Source organism: Paenibacillus sp. BIHB 4019, assembly GCF_002741035.1.
Taxonomy (GTDB): Bacteria; Bacillota; Bacilli; order Paenibacillales; family Paenibacillaceae; genus Pristimantibacillus.
Window position 1 is genome coordinate 1871394 of the sequence record NZ_CP016808.1, and the last position, 23801, is coordinate 1895194.

23 protein-coding genes are annotated in these 23801 nt (G+C 50.8%); 12 read left to right on the top strand and 11 right to left on the bottom strand.

The annotated features are described in order from the left end of the window. Nucleotides 1–457: 457 nt before the first annotated feature. The 3 genes from argS to BBD42_RS07900 form a co-directional block, all read right to left on the bottom strand. Complete coding sequence (argS, locus tag BBD42_RS07890) at nt 458–2137, bottom strand: arginine--tRNA ligase (protein WP_099517717.1); 1680 nt, start codon at nt 2135–2137, stop codon at nt 458–460. A 2-nt stretch (nt 2138–2139) separates the two neighbouring features. Next, nucleotides 2140–2586 (bottom strand): YwiB family protein, encoded by a 447-nt coding sequence (locus tag BBD42_RS07895; RefSeq protein WP_099517718.1) that lies wholly within the window; start codon nt 2584–2586, stop codon nt 2140–2142. Nucleotides 2587–2667: 81 nt separating this feature from the next. Continuing rightward, nucleotides 2668–3186, bottom strand: coding sequence for a DNA-deoxyinosine glycosylase (locus BBD42_RS07900; RefSeq protein ID WP_099517719.1), 519 nt, complete (start codon nt 3184–3186; stop codon nt 2668–2670). A 161-nt stretch (nt 3187–3347) separates the two neighbouring features. Here BBD42_RS07900 and BBD42_RS07905 point away from each other — a divergent pair, with 161 nt between their 5' ends. Continuing rightward, on the top strand, nt 3348–3629 hold the full coding sequence (locus BBD42_RS07905; protein WP_099517720.1) for a hypothetical protein: 282 nt from the start codon (nt 3348–3350) through the stop codon (nt 3627–3629). A gap of 54 nt (nt 3630–3683) precedes the next feature. Here BBD42_RS07905 and BBD42_RS07910 read toward each other — a convergent pair whose 3' ends face one another. Continuing rightward, nucleotides 3684–4367 carry an LrgB family protein gene (locus tag BBD42_RS07910; protein ID WP_099517721.1) on the bottom strand — a complete coding sequence of 228 codons (684 nt, stop codon included), beginning with the start codon at nt 4365–4367 and terminating at the stop codon, nt 3684–3686. Beyond that, a complete protein-coding gene (locus tag BBD42_RS07915) occupies nt 4364–4738 on the bottom strand; it encodes a CidA/LrgA family holin-like protein (protein ID WP_099517722.1) in 375 nt (124 codons plus the stop codon). The genes BBD42_RS07910 and BBD42_RS07915 overlap by 4 nt, the downstream gene beginning before the upstream one ends. Before the next feature lie 113 nt (nt 4739–4851). On the opposite strand from BBD42_RS07915, the gene BBD42_RS07920 reads away from it, so the two are divergent. Both BBD42_RS07920 and BBD42_RS07925 read left to right on the top strand, forming a co-directional pair. Beyond that, nucleotides 4852–5745: a LysR family transcriptional regulator gene (locus BBD42_RS07920; protein WP_099517723.1), complete on the top strand. Its 894-nt coding sequence runs from the start codon at nt 4852–4854 to the stop codon at nt 5743–5745. A gap of 166 nt (nt 5746–5911) precedes the next feature. Beyond that, a complete protein-coding gene (locus BBD42_RS07925; protein WP_056035029.1) occupies nt 5912–6463 on the top strand; it encodes a guanylate kinase in 552 nt (183 codons plus the stop codon). A gap of 75 nt (nt 6464–6538) precedes the next feature. Here BBD42_RS07925 and BBD42_RS07930 read toward each other — a convergent pair whose 3' ends face one another. From BBD42_RS07930 to BBD42_RS07940, 3 genes are all read right to left on the bottom strand, one after another. After that, complete coding sequence (locus BBD42_RS07930; protein ID WP_099517724.1) at nt 6539–7750, bottom strand: acyl-CoA dehydrogenase family protein; 1212 nt, start codon at nt 7748–7750, stop codon at nt 6539–6541. 24 nt (nt 7751–7774) lie between these two features. Next, nucleotides 7775–8851 carry a dimethylsulfone monooxygenase SfnG gene (gene sfnG / locus BBD42_RS07935; RefSeq protein WP_099517725.1) on the bottom strand — a complete coding sequence of 359 codons (1077 nt, stop codon included), beginning with the start codon at nt 8849–8851 and terminating at the stop codon, nt 7775–7777. Between the two features lie 330 nt (nt 8852–9181). Beyond that, nucleotides 9182–9796: a TetR/AcrR family transcriptional regulator gene (locus BBD42_RS07940; RefSeq protein WP_172455429.1), complete on the bottom strand. Its 615-nt coding sequence runs from the start codon at nt 9794–9796 to the stop codon at nt 9182–9184. A gap of 243 nt (nt 9797–10039) precedes the next feature. On the opposite strand from BBD42_RS07940, the gene BBD42_RS07945 reads away from it, so the two are divergent. Together BBD42_RS07945 and ssuD are read left to right on the top strand one after the other, a co-directional pair. Beyond that, a complete protein-coding gene (locus BBD42_RS07945; protein ID WP_099517727.1) occupies nt 10040–11479 on the top strand; it encodes a 4-hydroxyphenylacetate 3-hydroxylase family protein in 1440 nt (479 codons plus the stop codon). 51 nt (nt 11480–11530) lie between these two features. Beyond that, a complete protein-coding gene (gene ssuD, locus BBD42_RS07950; RefSeq protein WP_099517728.1) occupies nt 11531–12682 on the top strand; it encodes an FMNH2-dependent alkanesulfonate monooxygenase in 1152 nt (383 codons plus the stop codon). A gap of 212 nt (nt 12683–12894) precedes the next feature. Here the strand turns inward: ssuD and speB are convergent, their stop codons facing one another. Continuing rightward, nucleotides 12895–13764 (bottom strand): agmatinase, encoded by an 870-nt coding sequence (speB, locus tag BBD42_RS07955; protein WP_046229589.1) that lies wholly within the window; start codon nt 13762–13764, stop codon nt 12895–12897. A 31-nt stretch (nt 13765–13795) separates the two neighbouring features. Continuing rightward, nucleotides 13796–14623 (bottom strand): polyamine aminopropyltransferase, encoded by an 828-nt coding sequence (speE, locus tag BBD42_RS07960; protein WP_099517729.1) that lies wholly within the window; start codon nt 14621–14623, stop codon nt 13796–13798. 370 nt (nt 14624–14993) lie between these two features. On the opposite strand from speE, the gene BBD42_RS07965 reads away from it, so the two are divergent. The 7 genes from BBD42_RS07965 (at nt 14994) to BBD42_RS07995 (ending at nt 22681) form a co-directional block, all read left to right on the top strand. Continuing rightward, nucleotides 14994–17048, top strand: a complete 2055-nt coding sequence (locus tag BBD42_RS07965) for a transglycosylase domain-containing protein (RefSeq protein WP_099521512.1) — start codon at nt 14994–14996, stop codon at nt 17046–17048. Between the two features lie 139 nt (nt 17049–17187). Further along, complete coding sequence (locus BBD42_RS07970; protein WP_056035225.1) at nt 17188–17463, top strand: hypothetical protein; 276 nt, start codon at nt 17188–17190, stop codon at nt 17461–17463. Nucleotides 17464–17855: 392 nt separating this feature from the next. Next, the gene (cyoA, locus tag BBD42_RS07975; protein WP_099521513.1) at nt 17856–18818 is read left to right on the top strand and encodes a ubiquinol oxidase subunit II; all 963 of its coding nucleotides are present in this window, start codon (nt 17856–17858) and stop codon (nt 18816–18818) included. A 24-nt stretch (nt 18819–18842) separates the two neighbouring features. Then, nucleotides 18843–20816 carry a cbb3-type cytochrome c oxidase subunit I gene (locus BBD42_RS07980; RefSeq protein ID WP_099517730.1) on the top strand — a complete coding sequence of 658 codons (1974 nt, stop codon included), beginning with the start codon at nt 18843–18845 and terminating at the stop codon, nt 20814–20816. Continuing rightward, on the top strand, nt 20816–21448 hold the full coding sequence (gene cyoC / locus BBD42_RS07985) for a cytochrome o ubiquinol oxidase subunit III (protein WP_056035047.1): 633 nt from the start codon (nt 20816–20818) through the stop codon (nt 21446–21448). Before BBD42_RS07980 ends, cyoC begins: the two co-directional genes overlap by 1 nt. A 1-nt stretch (nt 21449) precedes the next feature. Further along, on the top strand, nt 21450–21773 hold the full coding sequence (cyoD, locus tag BBD42_RS07990; protein WP_056035051.1) for a cytochrome o ubiquinol oxidase subunit IV: 324 nt from the start codon (nt 21450–21452) through the stop codon (nt 21771–21773). A 179-nt stretch (nt 21774–21952) separates the two neighbouring features. After that, entirely contained in the window at nt 21953–22681 is a 729-nt protein-coding gene (locus BBD42_RS07995) for a peptidylprolyl isomerase (protein WP_099521514.1), read from the top strand. Between the two features lie 51 nt (nt 22682–22732). On the opposite strand, the gene BBD42_RS08000 is transcribed toward BBD42_RS07995, so the two are convergent. Further along, a complete protein-coding gene (locus BBD42_RS08000) occupies nt 22733–23719 on the bottom strand; it encodes a LacI family DNA-binding transcriptional regulator (RefSeq protein WP_099517731.1) in 987 nt (328 codons plus the stop codon). Between the last annotated feature and the right edge of the window lie 82 nt (nt 23720–23801).

Below are 23801 nucleotides of genomic sequence, written 5' to 3' on the forward strand. Positions count from 1 at the left end.
CCTTTCCTATATTTCAAGGTGAAACGGCTGTCGCCTTCCTCTGGCGGCGCAGCGCGTTTCAGTCCGAGAAATATAGAGAATGGATGCATATTCATATCCTTTCCTATATTTCAAGGTGAAACGGCTGTCGCCTTCCTCTGGCAGCGCAGCGCGTTTCAGTCCGAGAAATATAGAGAATGGATGCATGATCATATCCTTTCCTATATTTCAAGGTGAAACGGCTGTCGCCTTCCTCTGGCGGCGCAGCGCGTTTCAGTCCGAGAAATATAGAGAATGGATGCATGATCATATCCCTTCCTATATTTTAAAGTAAAAAACCGCGCTCCACCTCTGGAATTATCTAGAATAACCTGTCTTCTAACCGTATTATGCACCATTTTCAAAAAAAAGCCCTTGCTGCAAGGGTAGCTGTCTGCCACCGCTGCCGCAAAGGCTGATCTTTGTCTGCATGGGAATATTACATTTGCTGAGGAGCCGAAACGCCCACGAGGCGGAGCGCATTCGCAATGACGGTGCGAATAGCGCCAAGCAGCGCAAGGCGCGCCTGAGTCTGCGCCGCGTCTTCGGTAATGACGCGTTCTGCTCTGTAATAGCTGTGGAACTGGGAGGCCAGTTCATATACATAGCGAATGATGCGATGCGGCGCATATTGCTCCGCCGCCTCTGCCACTTCCTGCGGCAGCTCGCCGAGCTTGCGCAGCAGGTCGTATTCAGCCTCCGACGTTAGCTTGCTGAGGTCGATCTGCTCAAGCGGCAGCAGCGCGAGGCTCTGCTCCTGCGCCTGGCGGAAAATGCTGCAAATACGCGCATGCGCATATTGCACATAAAATACCGGATTCTCGTTGGATGTAGAAATCGCGAGATCCATATCAAAATCCAGATGCGAGTCCATGCTGCGCATCGTGAAGAAATAACGGATGGCGTCTACGCCTACCTCATCCATCAAATCCTGCATCGTAACCGCTTTGCCGGTACGCTTGGACATTTTCACCTTTTCGCCGTCCTGGAACAGGCTGACCATCTGGGCAATCAATACGACCAGCTTGCTTGGGTCGTTGCCTAGCGCCTCCATCGCCGCTTTAACGCGCGGAATGTAGCCGTGGTGGTCTGCGCCCCAAATGTTGATCATCCGGTCATAGCCGCGGCTGTACTTGTCCATATGGTACGCGATGTCCGGCGTCAAATACGTGTAGGAGCCGTCATTTTTGACGAGCACGCGGTTTTTATCGTCGCCGAAAGGCATCGTATCGAGCCAGGTTGCGCCCTCTTCCTCATAGACGTGGCCCTTCTCCTTAAGCGCCTCCAGCGCCTGTTCAACCTTGCCGTTCTTGTATAGCGATGTCTCGCTGTACCAGATGTCGAAGCCGACACGGAAGCGATTAAGATCATGCTTGATCTTGTCCAGCTCGCGCTCCAGGCCGAAGCTGCGGAAAAACTCCAAGCGCTCCTCTGTGCTCAAGCTCAGCAGGCGATCACCCTCCTGCTCAGCCAGCAGCTCTCCAAAGCCGACAATATCCGCGCCGTGGTAGCCATCCTCCGGCATCTCCGCTTCCTTGCCCAGCGCCTGCTGGTAGCGTGCTTCAATCGACTTCGCCAGGTTGTTCACCTGATTGCCGGCATCGTTAATATAATATTCGCGGGTCACTTCATAGCCCGCATATTCAAGCACATTGCACAGCGCATCGCCTACCGCTGCGCCGCGTGCATGTCCAAGATGCAGGCTGCCCGTCGGATTCGCGCTGACGAATTCCATCTCCACGCGCTTGCCTGCGCCGATTTGCGTGCGTCCGTAGTTGTCTCCACCTGCGACAACCTCGCCAACAACGGCGTACAAGTAGCTTTTGTCCATACGGAAGTTAATGAAGCCTGGTCCGGCGATTTCAGCCGATTGAATCGATGCTTTCGCATAATCGAGATTGGCGATAATCGTTTCGGCAATCATCCGCGGATTTTTTTTCGCCAGCTTGGTAAGCTGCATCGCTGCATTGGTCGCCAAGTCGCCATGCTCTTTATCCTTAGGCACCTCCAGCACGAATGCCGGCAGCTCCTCGCGCGCTGCGAGCCCGCCCGCTACTGCCGCGTCGGCAATAGCCGCTTTTACCTGCTCATACAATTGCTCTAATACATTTCCACTCATCGTTACTGTTCCCCCTGAATATACAGCCGAATATGAAATCGGCCAGATAAATGCTCGTCAATCCATAAATCATATTTCCACTCTATTGAAAAAGGCGGCTCCGCCAGCTCTCCCGCAGCAGCGCCATCCGCATGAAGCACAAGCTGCTTCGTCTCCGTCTCCATTTGAAAATTCATAAATGGAGACCGATAGCGTCCAGCCCGCTTGCCGCCCACAGCGAAAAGCTGCTCCGATTCTACCGCTCCCCTGCGCGTAATAAGCAGCTCGCCTTGGCGATAGCGAATAAGCGACCTGATTGGCTCTGCATTCGCTTCTCCCTCGATCGGCTCCTCATAGCGGATATAGAGCGAGCGATCCTTGCGAAACAGCTCCCCGCGATGCTCACCCACCTGAACAGCGCCATCCTGCCTGCTTTCCAGCTTAATGCTGACGTTCATTCTATCTGACATGCTCGTGCTCCTGTATCTTCAGTCTTGACGTATGCTTCTACTATATACACGTATCCTTTCAATTTCAACGATTACCGTTGATTACTGCTCCTCTAGAAAAGGAACAATGCCGCGCCACGCTGCGATCCGATCTTCGAGATTTCGCATTTTCTGCGTCGGAATCGGGCTCGTGGATGGCATCTTGAGCAGCGCCAGCGAGTCAAACGCCGGATGCTCGCGAAAATATTTTCGAAACGTATCGTACGCCTTCGTTCCATTAAATGCAAAGCAGCGCAGCCCTGGATATTGCGCCAGCAGCGCAGGTAAATCATTCGGCTTCTCATCTTTAATGTTCACATCAAGGCTGCCTTCGCGCTCACAGGATTCAATGACGTCGAACACCGCCAGCCGATGCTCCTGCAAAAAAACGAGCCGCTTCGCATAATCCTCATCCGGCGCCCCGGCATCAAACAACCCATACACCATTCCCCAAAAATAGTTCCGCGGATGCCCGTAAAACTGCCGATGCTCCAGCGATTTCACGCTCGGCGCCGTCCCCAGCACCAGCACGCGGGCCCGCTCGTCAATGACGGGAGGAAATGAATATACACGCTCTGTCATCGCTCTGTCACCCCCTGCCAGCTGTTTTAACTATTATGGCATTTTTGGCGGTAAATTTCTCGCGCACAAATTAACACATGCTAATAAGAAGTACTACACAAAGTTAGTACTTCTTCAATCCGCATTATTTTTCTAAAATAAAAGGACAAGGAGCTGATTAAATGAGCACGGCGCACAGCAAGCTTACCTTAATAGCTGCATTAGCCGCATGCATGGCACTTTTAACCGTTTATTTTTTAATGACAAAGCAGCAGCTTTTCGGCTCACAGTGGCTTATTGGGTTTGCAAGCAGCCTGGCAGGCTCGATTCTAAGCTTTTGCGGACCGTTTCAGGCTAGAAAACAATCCCTTTGGCACGCAGCTGTCGCTTGGGTCAACTTCCTGCTGTTCGGCTGGTACATTTTTATGTTTTCACCGCTCGCCGTGCTTTTTTTCGGGCCTTAAGCTGCGGCAAGCAAAGCCTCTTCGCTTCCCCCTCCGCTTACTACCTATCCTCACTTACCCATGCATGAACAGCCCCGTCAGCCAAGGCAGCAGCGCCAGCGAGATAAAGGCGGTCGCGATCATCGCAATGCTCGCAATCGATCCCGGCACAAGCCCAAACTCAAACGCTTTATGAGCACCAGCGCTATGTGCGCTGCTCCCCATGAGAACTCCTTTGGCGATATCGCTGCGAATGCGTGCCATTCGAATAACGAGCGGCCCAATAATCGTGCCAAGAATGCCTGTAACCAGCACGAAAATAGCCGTCAAGGTAGAAATGCCGCCGATCATATCGCTAATAGCCAGCGCAATCGGCGTTGTCGTCGACCGCAGCAGCAGCGAGTCAATCAGGCTATCGCTCAGCTTCAGCGAACGGCTGAACAACAGCGCCGCCATCATGCCGACAACCCAGCCCGAGAGAACGCCCGCAATAATTTCAAGCGCATGCTTTTTCATAATAGCTGCATTCTTATACATAGGAACCGCCAAAGCAATCGTTGCCGGACCCACCATGCTGCTGAGCAAATGGCCGCCCTCATTATAATTTTGATAAGGAATTTTCCCTAATGCCAGAATAAGAATGACGGCAATCGGTGTCACAAGCAGCGGAGACAGCAGCAGCACGGGCTTCAACCGGTGCAGCCGCTTCGCTCCCCAATAAATGCCTACTGTCAGCAAAATATAGATCAGCGCCATCATCCTCTGCCCCGCTCTTTCCTGCCCGCCATGAATTGCGTCATTACGCCAGCGCACACCATGACGAGAACAGAAGTCACCACAATAACGAGCAAAATTTGCACGCCGCTTCCCAGCAATAAATCTTTAAACTGCATCATGCCCGCAGCAGGAGGAATGAAAAACAGCAGCATTTCCGCCACCAGCCACTTCGAGCCCAGCTCGACCCATTCCACCTTAATCACTCTAAATTGCAGCAGCAGAAAGACGAGAATGAGTCCCAAAATGCTTCCCGGCACCTTCAAGTGCAGCCAAACCGATAATCCATTAAGCGTCCAAAACAGTGCTACAAAAAAGAGAACCTGGACGAGTCCAAGTGTTATTTTTCTTATCATGCGTATAGCCCCTTCCTTCATCCAGTGTATACCTGCGAATTGACATAGGTAAAATGAATAATTAGAATGATTCATATTGATATTATCTATGCCAGAAAAATAGGAGTGCCTGAATGGACATTCGTCATTTGGAATATGTGCTGGAGGTCGTGCGCCATGAAAGCTTCACGAAAGCAGCCGAGGCCCTGCATATTACGCAGCCTACCATTAGCAAAATGATTAAAAACCTGGAGGATGAGCTGCAAACTCCCCTATTCATTCGATCCGGCAAAAAAGTGCAGCTGACCGATGCAGGTCAAGCTATCGTGGCCCAGTCGCAGGATATTGTCCGCTTGTTCAAAACCTTGCAAAACGAGCTTAACGATGTAACTGATTTTCGCAAAGGGCTGGTGCGCATTGGCCTCCCGCCGATGATCAGCTCGATTATGTTCCCTGAGATCGTCAGCCTGTTCGTGAAGCGCTATCCCGGCCTGACGATTCGGCTGATCGAAGAGGGCTCGCTGACCGTAGAGGCCGAAGTAGCTAGCGGCGCCATTGATGCCGGGATCGTCATGATGCCGGTGAGAAATGACCAATTCGAGGTTTTTCCGGTTCAAAATGCAAGCCTTAGAGTCGTCATGCACCGCCAGCATCCTCTTGCAGAACGCAGCAGGCTGACGCTGCGCGAGCTTGAGCAGGAGGCGTTCATTATGTACCGCGAGGACTTCGCTCTGCATGCCCGCATCATAGACGAATGCGCGCGTCTCGGCTTTAAGCCCAAAATCATGCTCGAAAGCTCCCAGTGGGATTTTATTTGCGAAACGGTGGCGGTTGGACTCGGCATCGCTCTGCTGCCCGAAGCCATTTGCCAGAAACTCGATACGTCGCGCATCCGCACGATTGCTATGGTAGATCCCGTCATTCCTTGGAATCTTGCGATGATCTGGCGTAGAGACGGGTATTTATCGTTTGCCGCCCAAGAATGGATACGGTTTACGAAAGCTTATTTTGAATCGAAGAGGTCTTGATTTACCAATTTATTGAAAATTATTATGACCGCTTCTTCCATAAAGAAGGATTCACGCGATTTTTGTCGAATGCTATCTTTAAAATATAAGACATTTTAAGTGAAGAGCTTATAGATGAGCTTATAAATGGACTTATATTTCTACGCGATGAAGGAGGCGACAGGCTATGGCTGGACCTTATATCTTCATTTTCACCGGTACTAGCGGATCTGGAAGAAAAACAATGGCTCACCGGATTGGCAAGGAACTTGGCATCAAGCATGTCAGCTCTTACACAACACGCCCTCCACGAGATTCTGAGCCGCCTGACCGCGACTATCACTATATTGAGCAAGAACGATTTGACCGGATGAACGCAAGCGGCGATTTTATTGAAACGGCCGTTATCCATAAGCATCATTATGGAATCCGCACCCATGAGCTTACAGATTTGCTGAGCGAGGGCAAGCATGTGTATATGATTCTCAACAGCGATGGCGCTTCACTGATCAAGAAGCTATACGGCGAGCAAGTCGTCCGCATTTTCCTGTACGTAGAGAAACGTACCGTCATTGAGCGGCTGGAGGCGAAGGGACTTCCTGCGGAGGTTATCAACAGCTACATGTCGATTTACACCGAAGAGGTCGTGTACCGCAAGCAATGTGAGCATGTGCTGGAAAATCTCGACCTGAATCGCACGATGATGAAAATTCGCGAAGCGATTCAATCGCATTTATAATTGCAAAAACGGGTACCGCTCTACTTTCAGAGCAGTACCCGTTATTTATTTTGCTAAAAGCTGCTTCCTTCTCTATTAGTCTCCGCCCTCATGCCACAGCTCCAGCGGCAGACCGACTAGCGCTTTGCCGATCCACTCTCTTGCGATATTGTTGGAAGGCCCCATCGCAATGCCGGCTCTGGCGTCTCGAAACAAACGCTCGAATACGCCTTTTTTGTAGCCATAGCCTCCTGTTACATCCAATGCCGCTTTAGTCGCTTTGTTCGCCACCTCGGCCGCATGCACCTTAAATTCCACCAGCGGCAGCAGCAGCTCTACCTGCGGCCTGCCCTGCGCTTGCAGCTCATCCAGCTGCTTCGCCAATGATTGCTGCCACGGCTTAAGGCTCTCGATTAAAATTTTCACTTCGGCCAGCTGCTGGCGAATAATTTGATAATCGGCCAGCCGTTTATTGAAATCCCGGTGAACCATGCCTTTCACATAAGCGGTCGCCGCCTCCAGAGCAGCCTCCGCAACGCCCAGCCAGGTTGATCCAAGCCCGATCAGGTATACCGGAGATACGCCGCTCTCCAAAATCTCCCGGCCTTGTCCTTCGATTCCTAATTTGTCCTGCGCCTCCACCCGTACACCCTCATAAGTAATCGGGCCGCTATGATTGCCTCGCACACCTAATGCATCCCATACGCCAGGTGTAATGCCAGGAAGCTTGCTATCCACAAGGAAAAAACTAACATCTGTAGGGGTCTGCGCACCAGGCGTCCTCGTCTGGAACACATAAAAATCCGCTTGGCCCGAGCTGGTTGTAAACGACTTCTCGGCATTCAGTATATAATCGTCCCCATCGCGGGAAGCCTCGCTGAAGTTGAACCACCAATGACCGCCTGATGCTTTCTCGCTTGTTGAATAGGTGCCTACAAGCCCCTCGCTTACCGGCACAAGCCAGCGCTCCTTCTGATCGTCGTTGCCGTACAGCGCAATCGTCTGGACGGCACCCACATGCATCACATATACGAGCGAGGTAGAAGGGCAGCCCTTGCCGATTTCCTCAGCCGCAATCGCGAAGGCGACATGATCCAATCCGCGCCCCTTCCATTGCTCAGGGATCAGCACGCCATTCCAGCCAGCTTCAGCCAGTGCTTGCAGATTTTCTATAGGAAAGCGGCCTTCTCTATCCGTCGCCTCCGCTCTTGGCTTAATCTCCGCTTCTACCAAGCTGCGAATTTCTTCCCTTAACTGCTCATAGTCAGGCTTAACATGGTCTGCAGCCGATGCTATTTGTACACTCATCTTCATCTCTCCTTACGTTTCTTATTATTGGGATGCTACGCTCAGCAATGCTGCTTCCTTCTCCCGAACGAGAGGAATCACTTTTTCGCCAAATGCTTTAAGGTCTTCATCGTAATGCAGAAAGGCGGTCAGAATGAGGTCTACCCCAATGGCCTTTAGCGCGATGATCTTGTCAGCCACCTGCTCAGCCGTGCCAATGAGACCCGTCTTAAAGCCATCGTTGTACTGCACCAGATCGTTGTAATCCGAGTTCGCCCACATCCCCTCCTTCTCAGGCGAGGCTTTCCCGGCGAACTGCACTTGGCTGCGGAAGCCTTCCACAGCCTCGGGGTCCGAATACGCAATAATGTCCCTCAGCACCTGCCTTGCCTCTTCTTCCGTATCCCGCACGATGACAAATGCATTTGCCCCTACTCGCAGCTCCCGATTATTAGCCGCCGCAGCCGCCTTAACCTCATCAATTTGCGCCTTGAAGCCGTCGATTGTATTGCCATTCATAAAATACCAATCCGATACTCGCGAGGCCATCTTTCGTGCTGCCGAGGAATTGCCGCCTTGAAATACGGGTGGAATGACGACTGGCTTTGGCTTCAGGGGTGCAGCATTAAGGCGGTAGAAATCGCCCCGGAAGGAAGCTTCATCCTGCGACCACAGCTCTTGCAATACACGGATAAATTCCTCCGACCTGCGGTAGCGCTCGTCGTGATCCAGCCATGGCTCGCCATAGCCATGAAACTCTCCCTTAAACCAGCCGCTGACGATGTTAACGGCAGCTCGTCCATGGCTGATATGATCAATGGTCGAAATCATTTTGGCGACGGTCCCCGGATGCCATAGACCCGGCAATACAGCCGCAATCCATTTAATCTTTGAGGTCACTGCCGCCAGCGCAGAAGCCATGCTAATTGCCTCCAACTGATTGTCTGCTCCATAACTGGCAATGAAACGGGTCTGCAGCAGCGCAAATTCGAAGCCCGCTTCTTCCGCAATTTGCGCATATCTCGCATTATCATCGAACGACCATCCGGTTTTTTGCGGAATTTTGGAGATGACCAAGCCTCCGCTTACATTTGGCACCCAATAAGCAAATTTCAAAGTCATTTTACTCACCTCTACTGATTTTTTTGTCAAGAGGATAGCCTGTGCTATCCATCCTTGCGGCCCAATTTTTGCGCACGAAAAAGACACCTGAAGCTTTACTTGAATCAGGCGCCTTTAGTGGTCTAATCGGCTGTTTTTGATGATGAAACGTTTTAAAAAAAGAAACCCTTTAATTCCTATAAAATTAATCGTATTTGATATTTATAATAGCTAATCACGCTAGCAATGCAACCGCCATTTATAGCGAATTTGTTGGATATCCTACATTTAGCGTATGGAATAGCAGGGATCAAAACAATAATCCACTTTGCAGCTGAATCTGTAGTGAGCTTATTTTTGCAGCCCCATTGCCGCATACGTTCCCGAAAGGGAGAGGCGTGTAAGCTGGAGGGCAATGTAACGCGGGGAATAAATCATCCGCTGGTCAAGCCAGCTTTGGATAATGCCCATAATGGATGCGCTCATGTAATCGAGCAGCAAGTCCATAGGAACCATCATCTTCTTCTCCAGGCTCATCGCTGATATTTGGGCATAGCAGCTTTCCCGAATGACATCTGCCATTTTTACCCCGAAAGCTTCGCTCGGCTTTTTAGCAAACATCGCGCTATAAAAGCATTCATTGTCCGCAATATGCTCGAATAAAGCGAGAAAATACGGATCAGGCGCTTCAAAACCCGGCCGCTCTCGCTCCGGCTTCGCGAGCTCATGTTCCATAAGAACGCGCAGGGCAGAAAACTTTTGATCCACGATTTTATCGAGCAAATCATACTTATCCAAATAGTGGGCATAGAACGTTGAGCGATTCACATTGGCTTTCTCCGTAATATCCTTAATGATAATGCTTGAAAATTCCTTCTCCATCATGAGCTTCACAAATGCATCAATAATCGTCTGGCGCGTGCGTTGAATACGGCGATCAACAGAATGAGCGTTTGAATGTTCCATCTGATGAACTTCAGTCCTCCTCCGCTTAGTCCGACACATGAATTGAATATGTTGGAAAAATAGGCTATGGGCAAAGCACGGCAACATATGGCCGCTTAATGTTGGTTTAGCAATAAAACCAGGCAGATTGTTTGTTGCTGCCTTCAGGTTACTAGCTATAATAATAAATAAATCAAACTAAATCAATTGGTTTTTGCGAGATTAAAAAAGCAAGGGTTTACCCATGAAAGGAGACCAGCTTCAGTGCGGGGAGGACATTTTCTTCAAAGCTTGAATGATGGAAGAAGCGTATGGCTTGGAGGAGAGAAGCTAAGCGATTTGCCTGCCCATCCAGCCTTCAAAGGCACGCTTGAGACGATCAAAACCTTATTTAATCAACTCGACGACCCGGAAGTGCGAGATAAAATCGGCTTTCAAGTTCCAGGGACCGAGCGCTATGCCCACAGCTCCTTCCTTGTGCCCTATACTTCTGAGCAGCTTGCGAAACGCAGCGAGTCGTTTGCTTTCTGGTCACAGGAGACGCACGGCATGATGAGCAGGCTGTCCGACTATGCTCGGTCGATGGTAACCGGATGGTATGCGGCAAGATCCGAGCTGGGGCAGCTTGATCCCCATTTCGAATCCAAAATCACCGCCTATTATGAGAAAGCGCGGGATCAGGATTTATTTTTGACCACCGCCATTATCGACCCGCAGATTGACCGTTCCAGCAGTCTCGACGACAGCCGCATCGCCGAACGTTTTCTGCATGTGGTGAAGGAGACGAGCGAAGGCATTGTCGTGCGGGGTGCCAAAATGATAGCGACAGGCGCGCCCTACACCCATGATTTCCTCATTTTCTCCTTTCTTAAATTCAAGTCTGAGGAGCGCAAGCACGCTCATGTGCTGATCGTACCAGCTAACTCGCCAGGGCTGCATATTGTGTGCCGGGAATCCTTCGCGGACGGCAGAGAGCAGAATCATATTTTGAGCTCCCGTTATGACGAGATGGATGCGGTGCTATTTTTCGATGATGTGCTCATTCCTTGGGAAAGGGTGCTGCTGCACGGCGATTCCGAGAAGGTGCTCGCGCTCAGAGCGAACAAGACCGCCAATGCGCTGGCTTTCCATCAAAATGTTGTGCGCTATGTCGCCAAGCTCGAATTTGTAACCGGCATTGCATTCGCGATTGCGGAGGCGATTGGCGCCAATGGCTTTCTGCATGTGCAGGAAAAGCTCGGGGAGCTGCTGACACAAATTTCGGTCATGAAGGCGCTTGTTATCGCCTCCGAGACACAGGCCCGGCCCGATGCTGCCGGCGTGCTCGTTCCGGAAATTTCCTACATTGATGCAGCTCGCAATATTGGAACGAAGTTTTACCCGCGAGCCATTGAAATTGTCCAGCAGATCGGCGGCGGCGGATTTGTGCAGGCACCCGCAGGCGTCGAGGACTTTTATGGCCCCATCTCGAAGCTGATGCATCTTTATTTTGAGGGTGCCTCCGTCAGCGCCGAGAAGAAGGTCCAGTTGTTCAAGCTGGCTTGGGATTTGGTCGGAAGTCCGCTCGGGTCACGGCATGAGCTGTATGAGCGTTTCTATGCCGGGGATCCCGTCCGGGCTTATGCCAACCAATATCTCGGCTTTGATAAGGAAAGCCTGACTGACCCCGTCTGGCGGCTGCTTATGGAAAGCAGCAAGCGCTGAATGACAAGCTTGCGATGAAGCAACGATTTTAACAAAGGAGGCCACTACGGCATGGAAATATTCTGGTTTATTCCCACACATGGCGACGGGCGATATTTAGGAACACGCGAGGGAGCGCGAGCCGTCAGCTACTCCTATTGCAAGCAAATTGCCCAAGCAGCTGATGAGCTCGGCTACAGCGGCGTTTTGCTGCCGACGGGCAAATCCTGTGAGGATGCCTGGGTCGTCGCCTCCAGCCTTATCCCGGTTACAGAACGGTTGAAATTTCTGGTGGCGGTCAGGCCCGGGCTCGTATCGCCTACCCTTGCCGCCCGCATGTCCGCGACGCTAGACCGCTTCTCCAACGGGCGATTGTTGATTAATGTCGTAGCGGGCGGCGATCCCGTAGAGCTGGCCGGTGACGGCCTTTTCCTCAGCCACGATGATCGGTATGCGCTGACGGACGAGTTTTTGGAGGTGTGGCGCAAGGAGCTCGAAGGGGAATCGGTGGATTTTGCAGGCGAGCATATCCGCATCGAAGGAGGCAAGGCGCTGTATCCATCGATTCAAAAGCCCTATCCTCCACTCTATTTCGGCGGCTCCTCGGAAGCAGCCATGGAGGTCGCAGCCGAGCATGTCGATGTGTATTTAACTTGGGGCGAGCCGCCTCAGCAGGTTGAGGAAAAAATCAACCGGATGCGGAAGCTCGCAGCCGCACAGGGCCGAACACTGCGGTTCGGCATTCGTCTGCATGTCATTGTCCGTTCTACTGATGAAGAAGCATGGACGGCTGCAAATGAATTGATTCAGCATTTAGATGAAGAAACGATTGCTTCGGCCCAGCAAATTTTCGCCAGAATGGACTCCGAGGGCCAGAAGAGGATGGCGAAGCTTCATGCCGGCGACCGCTCCAAGCTGGAGATCAGCCCTAATCTGTGGGCGGGCATCGGACTTGTTCGCGGCGGCGCAGGTACGGCCCTGGTCGGAAGCCCGGACAGCGTAGCTGCGCGCATGAAAGAATACGCGGAGCTGGGCATTGAGACGTTTATTTTGTCAGGCTACCCGCATCTGGAGGAAGCTTACCGGACAGCCGAGCTGCTCTTTCCGAAGCTGCCCTTAAACCATAGGGATGCCGGAAGCAACCTTTCCTTCATCAGCCCGTTCGGTGAAATGATCGCCAACAATGAAATACCGGGCGGGGAGAAGCTGACGGCGAAGCGATGAATTCGCGAGATTTGCGTGCCTGTCCAGCAGCCAGCACAAGCACTAGCACAAGCATAAGCATAAGCAGCAAGTAACTATGTCGGTGCAGCATGAGCTGGCGGCCATCGCTACAGAAGCAGAAACCCTAAGCCCGAATGAAAAAGAAGCTTGCCCCAGCAATCTATGCCAGAGCAAGCTTCTTTCTGATTTCAAATGCTGTTTATATTTAAGTGCTACTTAATAAAACCAAGCAGCATTTCGCGAATGACCTTCGCCGCAACGATTTGCGTTTGCTCCGTCGGGTCGTAAGCTGGCGCTACCTCTACAAGGTCGCAGCCCACAACGTTCACACCGGAAGCCGCGATCGCGTGAACCGCTTCGATCAGCTCTTTCGATGTGATGCCGCCTGCTTCTGCTGTGCCCGTGCCCGGCGCTGCCGAAGGATCAAGCACATCGATGTCGATCGTCAAGTAAACCGGACGTCCTGCCAGCTCCGGAAGCACTTTTTTCAAAGGCTCCAGCACCTCGAACGGGTGGAAATTAATGTTCTCGCGAGCATATTGGAACTCCTCGCGCGAGCCCGAACGAATACCGAATTGGTAAATGTTTTTGCCGCCAAGCAGTCCTGCTGCTTTGCGCAGCGGCGTGGAGTGCGACAATGGCTCGCCTTCGTAGCTTTCACGCAGATCCGCATGCGCATCAAAATGAATGATCGCAAGATCCGGATATTTTGCATACACCTCTTGGAAAATCGGCCAAGATACGAGATGCTCGCCGCCCATTCCGACTGGCATTTTGCCATCGTTCAGTACGCCGCGAACAAATTCGCCGATGATTTCGAGGCTGCGTGCCGCGTTGCCGAATGGCAGCAGCAGGTCGCCTGCATCGAAGTATTCAATCTCTTCGAGGCTGCGGTCAAGATACGGGCTGTATTCTTCCAGGCCAATCGATACTTCGCGAATGCGCGGAGGGCCGAAGCGCGAGCCTGGACGGAAGCTGACGGTGAAATCCATCGGCATGCCGTAGATGACTGCTTTGGAAGCCGCATAATCCTCAGAGCTCAGGATGAAGACGTTGCCGGAATATTTTTGATCGAGTTTCATGAGGGCTTGTCCTCGCTTTCTGTACGTTAGCTTATTTAATCAGGTCTTCCACAAATTTAGGCAGCACGAATGCCGCTTTGTGAAGGCGCGGAGTGTAATATTTCGTTTCGATCTCGGCGATCGACGCTTCGTCAACCTCAAGCGGATCGTATTTTTTGCTGCCCAGCGTAAATGTCCACAGGCCGCTTGGATACGTAGGAATGTTCGCACCGTATACACGCACGATTGGGAACACTTCTTTCACATCTTTGTTGACGCTTTGGATCAGGTCCGCTTTAAACCAAGGGTTGTCCGTCTGAGCAACGAAAATGCCATCTTCCTTCAGCGCTTCGTAAATGCCTTGATAGAAGCCGCGTGTGAACAGGTTGGCTGCAGGGCCAACTGGCTCTGTGGAGTCAACCATAATGACATCATACGTGTTCTTATGATCGTGGATATGCATGAAGCCGTCATTCACGATTACTTCTACGCGCGGGTTGTCCAGCTCGCCAGCAATGGTCGGCAAATATTTTTTCGAATATTCAATAACTTTGCCGTCGATGTCAACAAGGACTGCCTTTTTCACCTTAGGGTGTTTCATGATTTCGCGAATAACGCCGCCGTCGCCGCCGCCCACAACGAGCACATGCTCAGGGTTCGGGTGCGTGAACAGGATCGGGTGAGCAACCATCTCGTGGTAAACGAACTCATCCTTCACTGTCGTCATAACCATGCCATCCAATACGAGCATCGTTCCGAATTCTTCCGTTTCAATCATATCCAGCTTTTGAAAGTCTGTTTGTTCCGTAACATAAGTTTCTTTAATCTTCGCCGTAATGCCGAAGCTGTCAGTTTGTTTCTCCGTGTACCACAATTCCATAGCGTGATATCCCTTCTTTCCGTCAATGGTTCAATCTGTATTATAGTAGAACGAGGTCAAAAAGCAACCTTTTACACCATATCCGCCCAAAAAATTAACACTCCGCTAACATAGGATGAATATAGCCTCCCTGCTTTTTCCATACTAATGAGGAATGATCGTTCATCCGAAGGGAGCACGCTCCATGAACAAGCACAAAATCAAGCCCGCCAAGCCGTCCTTAAGACGCAAGCTTTCCGCGTTTTCTGAACGGTTTTTCCCTAGACTCCGCCAGCGTCCAAGCTTGAACCGAAACCGGCGCGCACAAGCGGCCCCAGCATCCGCACATCAGGCATCCCGTCATCAGACGTCCCAGCATCAGGTACCCGGAATGGTTCAGCACCCTACAGCCTTTTATCGATTTAAAAAATGGGCAGGGCGGCTCGCCGCGCTGTTTCTGCTGCTGACCGCCTGCTTTGTCGGCGCTCTGCTGTATTTAAGCATGCAGTCGCTGCCTGCGGCATCCATTAGCCAAACCTCCCAAATGCTCGACCTGCATGGCCAGGTTATCGATACATTCCATACGGGCGAAAATCGCCGTTCCGTCCCGCTCGATCAAATATCCCCCAATCTGGTGAAGGCGACCATTGCAATTGAAGACAGGCGCTTCTACGACCACCCTGGCTTCGACATCAAAGGGCTGGGGCGCGCCATCGTGGCGAATACCGTTTCGTTATCAGCCAAGCAAGGGGCCAGCACGCTGACGCAGCAGCTCGCCCGCAATTTGTATTTGACACATGAGAAAACGTGGCAGCGCAAATTCAAGGAAGCGATCTACACGATGCAGCTGGAGATGCATTATTCCAAGGACGAAATTTTGGGCCTCTATTTGAACCAAATCTATTACGGGCATGGCGCTTATGGCATTGAGGCGGCAGCTTCGCTCTATTTTAATAAGAAAGCATCGGAATTGACGCTTGCCGAAAGCGCCATGCTGGCCGGCATTCCGAAGGGTCCCAAATACTATTCCCCATACATGGATATGAAAAACGCCAAGGACAGGCAGCTTACCATTTTGTCCATTATGGCGGAGGATGGTGTGATCTCGAAGACGGAAGCGGGTAAGGCATATGAAGAGGTGCTGCAATTCCAGCCGCTCGGAGCTGGCAACCAGACCGGATTCGCGCCGTATTTTCGCGATTATGTGAAATATTTAGCCGTGGACAAGCTCGGCATCAACGAGCAGCTGCTGAACGAAGGCGGCATTACGATTTATACAACCCTTGATCCTGTGGCGCAAAATGCTGCCGAAGCCGCTGTCGACAAGGAACTGGCGGACAGTGACGGTCAGCAAGCAGCGCTCATTTCGCTTGATCCGCGCAATGGCTACATTAAAGCTATGGTTGGCGGGCGGGATTACAAGAACAATCAATTTAACCGCGTATTTGCGGATACACGCCAGCCCGGCTCTTCTTTCAAGCCGATTGTTTATTTAACCGCGCTCCAAGACGGGCTGTTGACGCCCATTTCACGCTTCAAAAGCGAGCCGACCTCCTTTATCTATGATGAGGGACGCAAAGTGTATAAGCCGAGCAATTACAATGACAAGTACACCAATGACTTTATTACGATGCGGCAGGCGATTGCCAGCTCCGATAACATTTACGCTGTAGATACGATTATGGCGGTCGGCGCAGACAAAGTCATTGAGACGGCGCGCAAGCTGGGCATAACCAGCCCGATGAGCCCGCTGCCATCGCTTGCGCTAGGCACCTTCCCGGTCAGCCCCTACCAGATGGCTTCGGCTTTCGCTGTGCTGGCGAACGGCGGCAAACGGGTTGAGCCGATCGCTATTACAAAAATAGAGGATCGCAGCGGACACATCTTATATGAAGCGAAGCAACAAGCCGAGCAGGTTGTCGATCCCGCAAATGCATTCGTATTGACCAGCCTGATGGAGAGCGTCTTCGATACCGGAGGGACAGGAAATCGCGTAGCTGCCATGATTAAACGGCCTGTCGCTGGCAAAACGGGCACGACCGCTAATGATGCTTGGCTCGTTGGCTATACGCCAGAGCTGGCTACAGCAGTCTGGACGGGCTTTGACAAAGGCCGCAAGCTGACCGTAGCCGAAGCGCACCGCGCAGCGCCGATTTTCGCCGCCTATACCGAGCAGGCGCTGTCGGCGGTTCCGCCGAAAATTTTTCCGATACCGGAGGATGTCGTCAGCGTCTACGTCGATCCCGCCAGCGGCAAGCTGGCAGAAGCTACCTGCTCGGCGAAGCAGCTCGAATATTTCGTCAAAGGCACAGAACCTGTCGAAGTATGCGGCGAAGCATCGGGAGAGCCCGGGGACACCTCCGTTCAGGGAACAGGAGAGAGCAAAGCTGCCGAGGAGCGAAAATCATGGTGGAATGATTTGAAGCGCTGGTGGCAGCACGACTAATACAAAAACCTAAAAGTAAAGGCACTTCCCCTAATTTTGTCGGAAATTTGATCAAATCGTGAATTTTCTTTGAACATTTCGCATAAAGTGTGTTATAATGAGTGCAAGAAAGCACTTACAAGTAAACGGGGTGTTTATAATGACAACGAAAACAGCAACAATCAGCGACGTTAAATCTGCAACTGCAGCTAGTGTGAAACGTTTAGTAACCGCAATGACCATCATCGCTTGGACCGTTCTCTCTGTAGGCGTAGTCCTTTGCTTAATAAATCTCAGCCACTTCAGCGATAAGAACGTATGGCTTATGGTCGGGCTTGGATTTATGGTAGGCAGCGTATTTATCTACACCATTGGCACTGCTATTGGCCTTGTGCATGCAAGACGGGCCCAGCAGGCTGAAGAAGAGCAGAAGTAACCGTGCTGGAGCAGCACAGCTATTGAGAACGTACAATTTAAAGCCTCACCGTCGATTTGACAGTGGGGCTTTTTATTTTTTTCAACCTATATAATGCAGCCACAATTATGACGATATGATTCATGCAGCAGGACAAGCCTTAGCCCGCGCAAACCGCCAAAGGACGGCGACAGCCGCTTCACCTTTGATAAAGTCGGAGCTTTTTTGAGATCCAGTGAATGACAATTGTCGAACTGGTGAACTTTCTATTACGAAAAAAAGACGAATTGTTGACGTAATTGTTAAGTCAGCAGTTATTCTCCGTAACTTCTGCTAATGTTAAGGCTAAGAGTATATCCAAGGAGTTGAACCATTTGAGACGTTATATTCGTGTATTGACACCCCTGCTCATCATGCTGATGGCCGTTCTTCTCTCTGGCTGCGGCGAGCAGTATCTGGTGCTCGATCCAAAAGGGCCAATTGGCGAAAGCCAGAAGGATTTGATTTATTTTTCAACGATCCTCTGTCTGGTTATTGTCGTGCCCGTTCTGATCTTGACCGGCTACATCGTATGGCGCTACCGCGACAAAAAAGGCAACAACGCTCCCTACCAGCCGAACTGGAATCACAGCACGAAGCTGGAGATTATTTGGTGGAGTATTCCAATTGTAGTTATCGCTATTCTGGCAATCGTAACGGTCAAGTATTCGTATGAGCTGGAGCCATCCAAGCCGATTGCTTCTGCGAAAGCACCGATAACGATTGAAGTGACCTCGCTGGATTGGAAATGGCTGTTTACGTACCCGGAAGAGGGCATATCTACAGTCAACTACCTTCAAATTCCAGAGGGCACTCCGATTCAGTTCAGACTGACTTCTGATACGGCGATGAATTCGTTCTGGATTCCGCAGCTGGGCGGCCAAATTTATACGATGTCCGGCATGGCGATGACGCTTTATCTGCAAGCAGATGAGATTGGCAATTATTACGGCTCGGGCGCCAACTTCACTGGGGAGCATTTTGCCCAAATGACTTTTAATGTGAAGGCAACTTCCGAGGATGATTATAAAGCGTGGGTTCAAGAGGTGAAGACAACCGCTCCGGCGCTGACACAAGAAGGCTTTGAGAAGCTTACTGAGCCAAGCGTTGAGACGGTGCAATCGTTCTCCTCCTTCCCTGAAGGACTGTTCCAGAAAGTCGTGATGCAATACATTGGCGAAGGCGGCTCTGCCCATCATCATGGCGGCTCCACAGCTACAGAAGAAGACACCAGCAAGGATCACGACATGGATATGAGTGATATGGACATGAAAGATATGGACGGCATGGATATGAATCATGACCAACAATCTTCAACGAACGAGCATTCACACTAAACACAAGACGAAAGGAGACGCCGCATGTTTCAGAATCTAATCGATTTCTTGCTCAATGATTTTTTCATCACTGGCGACCCGCTCATACTTGGAGCACAGGTATCCATCGGCTTGTCCATGGTTGCCGTCGTTTTCGCCCTATCGTATTTCAAAAAATGGCGCTGGCTATGGACAGAATGGCTGACCACCGTCGATCATAAACGGATCGGCATTATGTATATTATCGCGTCGATTCTCATGCTTTTCCGTGGTGGCGTCGATGCCCTGCTGATGCGGGTGCAGCTCGCTGTGCCGCAGGTAGAGTTCCTCCACGCCGATCACTATAATGCGATCTTTACAACGCACGGCGTTATTATGATTTTATTTATGGCGATGCCGCTTATGTTCGGCTTATTCAATATCGTTGTGCCGCTGCAAATCGGCGCGCGCGACGTCGCCTACCCGTTCCTGAACTCGCTCAGCTTTTGGATGTTTTTCTTTGGCGCCATGCTGTTTAACGTTTCCTTCGTTATCGGCGGTTCGCCGGATGCAGGCTGGCTGGCCTATCCACCGCTTTCCGAACTTTCAGGAAGTCCGGGTCTAGGACAAGATTTCTATATTTGGGGCATTCAGATTTCCGGTATTGGTTCCTTAGCCACCGGTATTAACTTTGTCGTAACGATTTTGAAAATGCGCGCACCAGGCATGAAGCTGATGAAAATGCCGATGTTTGTATGGTCCGTACTTTCCTCGTGTATTACAATTATGTTCGCATTCCCAATCTTGACCGTTACATTGTTCCTGCTGTTTATTGACCGCTACTTCGGCGCTCACTTCTTTACGCTCGATGGCGGCGGCAACCCGATGATGTATATCAACCTCATCTGGATGTGGGGACATCCTGAAGTATATATTGTTATTTTGCCGGCATTCGGTATTTTCTCCGAAGTCGTATCGGCTTTCTCGAAGAAAAAGCTGTTCGGTTACAAATCCATGGTATTCGCCCTGATGTCGATTAGCTTCTTCTCGTTCTTTACATGGGCGCATCACTTCTTCACCATGGGTTCCGGCGCGAACGTCAATGCTTTCTTCGCCGTAACGACGATGCTGATTGCTATACCTACAGGGGTTAAAGTATTTAACTGGCTGTTTACGATGTACCGAGGCAAGCTGACGTTCCCAACGCCGATGCTTTGGACGATCGCCTTTATTCCTTGCTTTATCGTCGGCGGTATGACCGGGGTTATGCTCTCTGTCGCACCTGCTGACTTCCAGTTCCACAACAGTTACTTCCTGATTGCCCACTTCCACCAAGTGCTGATCGGGGGCGTCGTATTCGGTTACTTCGCCGGACTTTACTACTGGTGGCCTAAGATGTTCGGCTTCAAGCTGCATGAAGGCCTTGGAAAATGGGCATTCTGGCTGTGGAACATCGGCTTCTACGTTTGTTTCATGCCGCAGTACGCGCTTGGCTTGATGGGGATGACCCGTCGTTTCAACGAATACAACTTTGATATGGGCTGGCAGCCGCTTAACGTCGTCTCTACTGTCGGCGCGTTTATTATGGGTCTGGCGTTCCTGTTCCAAGTATGGCAAATCGCGCACAGCATCAAGTTTTACAAAAAAGAGCCAACCGGCGATTCATGGGATGGCCGCACGCTGGAATGGTCGATTCCATCTCCTGCACCGCTTTATAACTTTGCAAGAGTTCCGGTTGTAGACAGCGAGGATGCTTGGTGGGAAGAGAAGCAGCGCTTGGCAAATGGCGGAAAGCCTAAGCCGCTTGCTCCACTTGAACCGATTCATATGCCGAAAAACTCTGCCATTCCATTTTTGATTTCCGTTTCCTTCTTCGTTATGGGCTTCGGGTTCGTCTGGGATTGGAAATGGATGATTATACCTGGCGCAATCGGCGTTGCCATTTGCATGCTGGCGCGTTCCTTCAGCTACGATACCGACTACTACATTCCTGTAGATGAGATCGAGCGGACGGAAGCCGCATTAGGAGGGACAAAATAATGGCACAAGCAGTAACCGGTCATGATAAGCACGGCCATGGCGGCCACGGTCATCATGACGAGCACCATGAGCATGAACATGAATCACTGAAAACATTCGGCTTCTGGATGTTTCTGATTACCGACGTTATTTTGTTCGGTACGTTATTTGCAACATTTGTCGTACTTCGACTCAGCACGGATGGCGGCCCTACGGCCGATGAAATGTTCAAGATGCCTGGCGTTATCGCCGAGACGTTCATCTTGCTTACAAGCAGCTTTACAAGCGGTATCGCTGTGCTTCAAATGCACAGAGGCAATAAGAAAGGCCTTATTGGCTGGCTCGCCGTTACCGCAGTTCTCGGTCTTGCCTTCATCTATTTGGAGGTCAGCGAGTTTATTGAGCTGGTACACGAAGGCGTAACAATTGGCACTAGCGCTTACTGGTCTGCTTTCTTCACACTTGTCGGTACGCACGGTCTTCACGTATCGGTCGGTATCGTATGGATGACCGCGCTGATGATTCAATTGTACCGTCGCGGCATTACGCCAGTAACACAGCGCAAGGTTAATATTATTAGCTTGTACTGGCACTTTTTGGACGTCGTTTGGATTTTCGTCCTTACGGTCGTCTATCTGATGGGGGTGATGTAGCATGGATAACCACAACTCGCATTCCCCGTCTCATGAATCACATGGTTCCATGAGGTCCTATGTCATCGGGTTTGTATTGTCGATTATTTTGACGATTATCCCGATTGTCATCGTCATGAATGATATGCTGAGCAAGAAGCTGACGATAATCGTCATTCTGATTATGGCAGCCTTGCAATTCGTCGTTCAATTGTTCTTCTTCATGCATTTAAGAGACGAGGAAAAGCCGCGTTACAATACGATGGCACTTATATTCGGGCTCGTCATCTTGCTCACCATCGTTGCAGGCTCTATCTGGATTATGTCCTACAACGTTGTAGGTTAGCTTACGCATAACAACAAGAACTCCCGATCGCGCTCCCTGAGTGCTGGCGGGGGTTCTTGTTGTTTCGCTTTATTTTCCAATAGCGCTATAGTACACTTGGAATAGCTTTTAGCCTGATTAGACAGCTGCTACGCTGTGTCTCTACATTCATTTTAGGAGGAACCCTTTACATGTTGAAAATGAAAAGCACCAAAAAAGCTTTTTCGCTGCTCCTGATTCTGGCAGCCATAATGCTTGTTCTATCCGCTTGCGGCGCAGGAAGCGGTACAGGCAGCAATTCCAGCTCAGGAGCCGCTGGATCGGCAGCTAACGTGTCCAGCGAGTCTTCGGCACCTGCTGCATCGGCTGAGCCTTCATCCAGCCCATCAGCCAATCTGCTTGACTCGGACAAGCATCCGGTCGTAACGATTCAGATGAGCAATGACACCGTCATTAAAGTTGAGCTGTACCCGGAAATTGCACCGAATACAGTTGACAATTTTATATCGCTCGTCCAAAAAGGCTATTATGACGGGTTGATTTTTCACCGTGTCATTCAAGGATTTATGATTCAAGGCGGCGATCCGGATGGAACAGGCGCCGGCGGCCCTGGCTATTCGATTCCAGGGGAATTCACATCAAACGGCTTTCAAAATGATTTGAAGCACACGCGCGGCGTGATCTCCATGGCGAGAACGGGCGAACCGAACTCCGCTGGCTCCCAATTTTTCATTATGGTAGCGGATGCGCCGACGCTTGATAACGAATATGCTTCCTTCGGCGCAGTTATTGAAGGCATGGATGCGGTTGATCAAATCGTCAACCAGCCGACTAACAGCCAGGACCGTCCGAATGAGCCGCTTTTGATGACGAAAGTGACTGTCGACTTGAAAGGCATGACGTTCGAGGAGCCAGAAAAAACAAAATAGTTTTTGATTGGTGCATTGTATAATGTATCTGCCTTGCAACAAATAAAGAGGCTAGCGCTGTGCGCTAGCCTCTTTATTTGTGCCAACAGAGTCGCCTTCAACCAGCGTCACGTAAATCCGCTCGTTCTCGACCGGCTCTCCGGCTATGATTTTCAGGAGCTGCTCCGATGCAAGCGCTCCCCATTTATGTTTGGAATAATCAATCGTGGCCAGCTTTGGCTGCATATACGAGGCCAGCTCCACGTTGTCAAAACCGATAATATGAATATGCTCGCCTACGACATAGTCTGTCTGGGATACATAGTTGTGCACGCCAATCGCCATTTCATCGTTCAAGCAAAAAACAGCAGCAGGCTCTGTGTATTCAGCCAATATTTTTTTAGCTGCTTCCTCGCCGGATTCCTTGCGGAAGCTGCCTTCAATTGCTTCAAACGTCAAATCATCGCAGCGCTCCACCGCCTGCTTGACCGCTTGCAGCCGCTGACCTGCGTCATAAGACTCTTCCGGCCCCATAATCGCATAGATTTTGCGAAAGCCCCGATCCAGCAGATGCTCCATCGCCAGTGTAGCTCCTGCCTTGTTATCAAGCAGCACTTGATTAATATTCGGGTGGTTCAGCTCGCGGTCGAGTACAACTACTTTATGACCCAGCTCCGCGTACCGCAGCAGCTCTGTGCTATCGAATGTGGCATCAAGCACAATTGCTCCGTCAATCATCCGCTCTGGAAGCATGCGATGCGAACGCTTGCCGCTGCATACAATCGTATCATAGCCTTTGCGGTGCAGCATTTCATTCACCCCTTGCAGCAAATCCCCATAAAAGGCCCCACTGAAGTCGGTCAAATATACGCCAATAATTTTAGTCTCGCGCGTCTTAAGCGTACGGGCAGCCGCGTTCGGCACGTAGTTCAACTCTTTGGCTATAGCTAAAATTTTGGCGCATGTCTCCGCTGTCACCTTCGGGCTGCCGTTCAGCGCGTAGGAAACCGTCGATATCGAGACACCAGCTTTCTTAGCGATATCTTTAATACTGACCACTGCACTCTCTCCAATCTGTTGCTTCAAGCGTAAACGGCTTTAGCTACCTATGGTAGCAAAGCTCGTTTCGCGTAGAAATGTA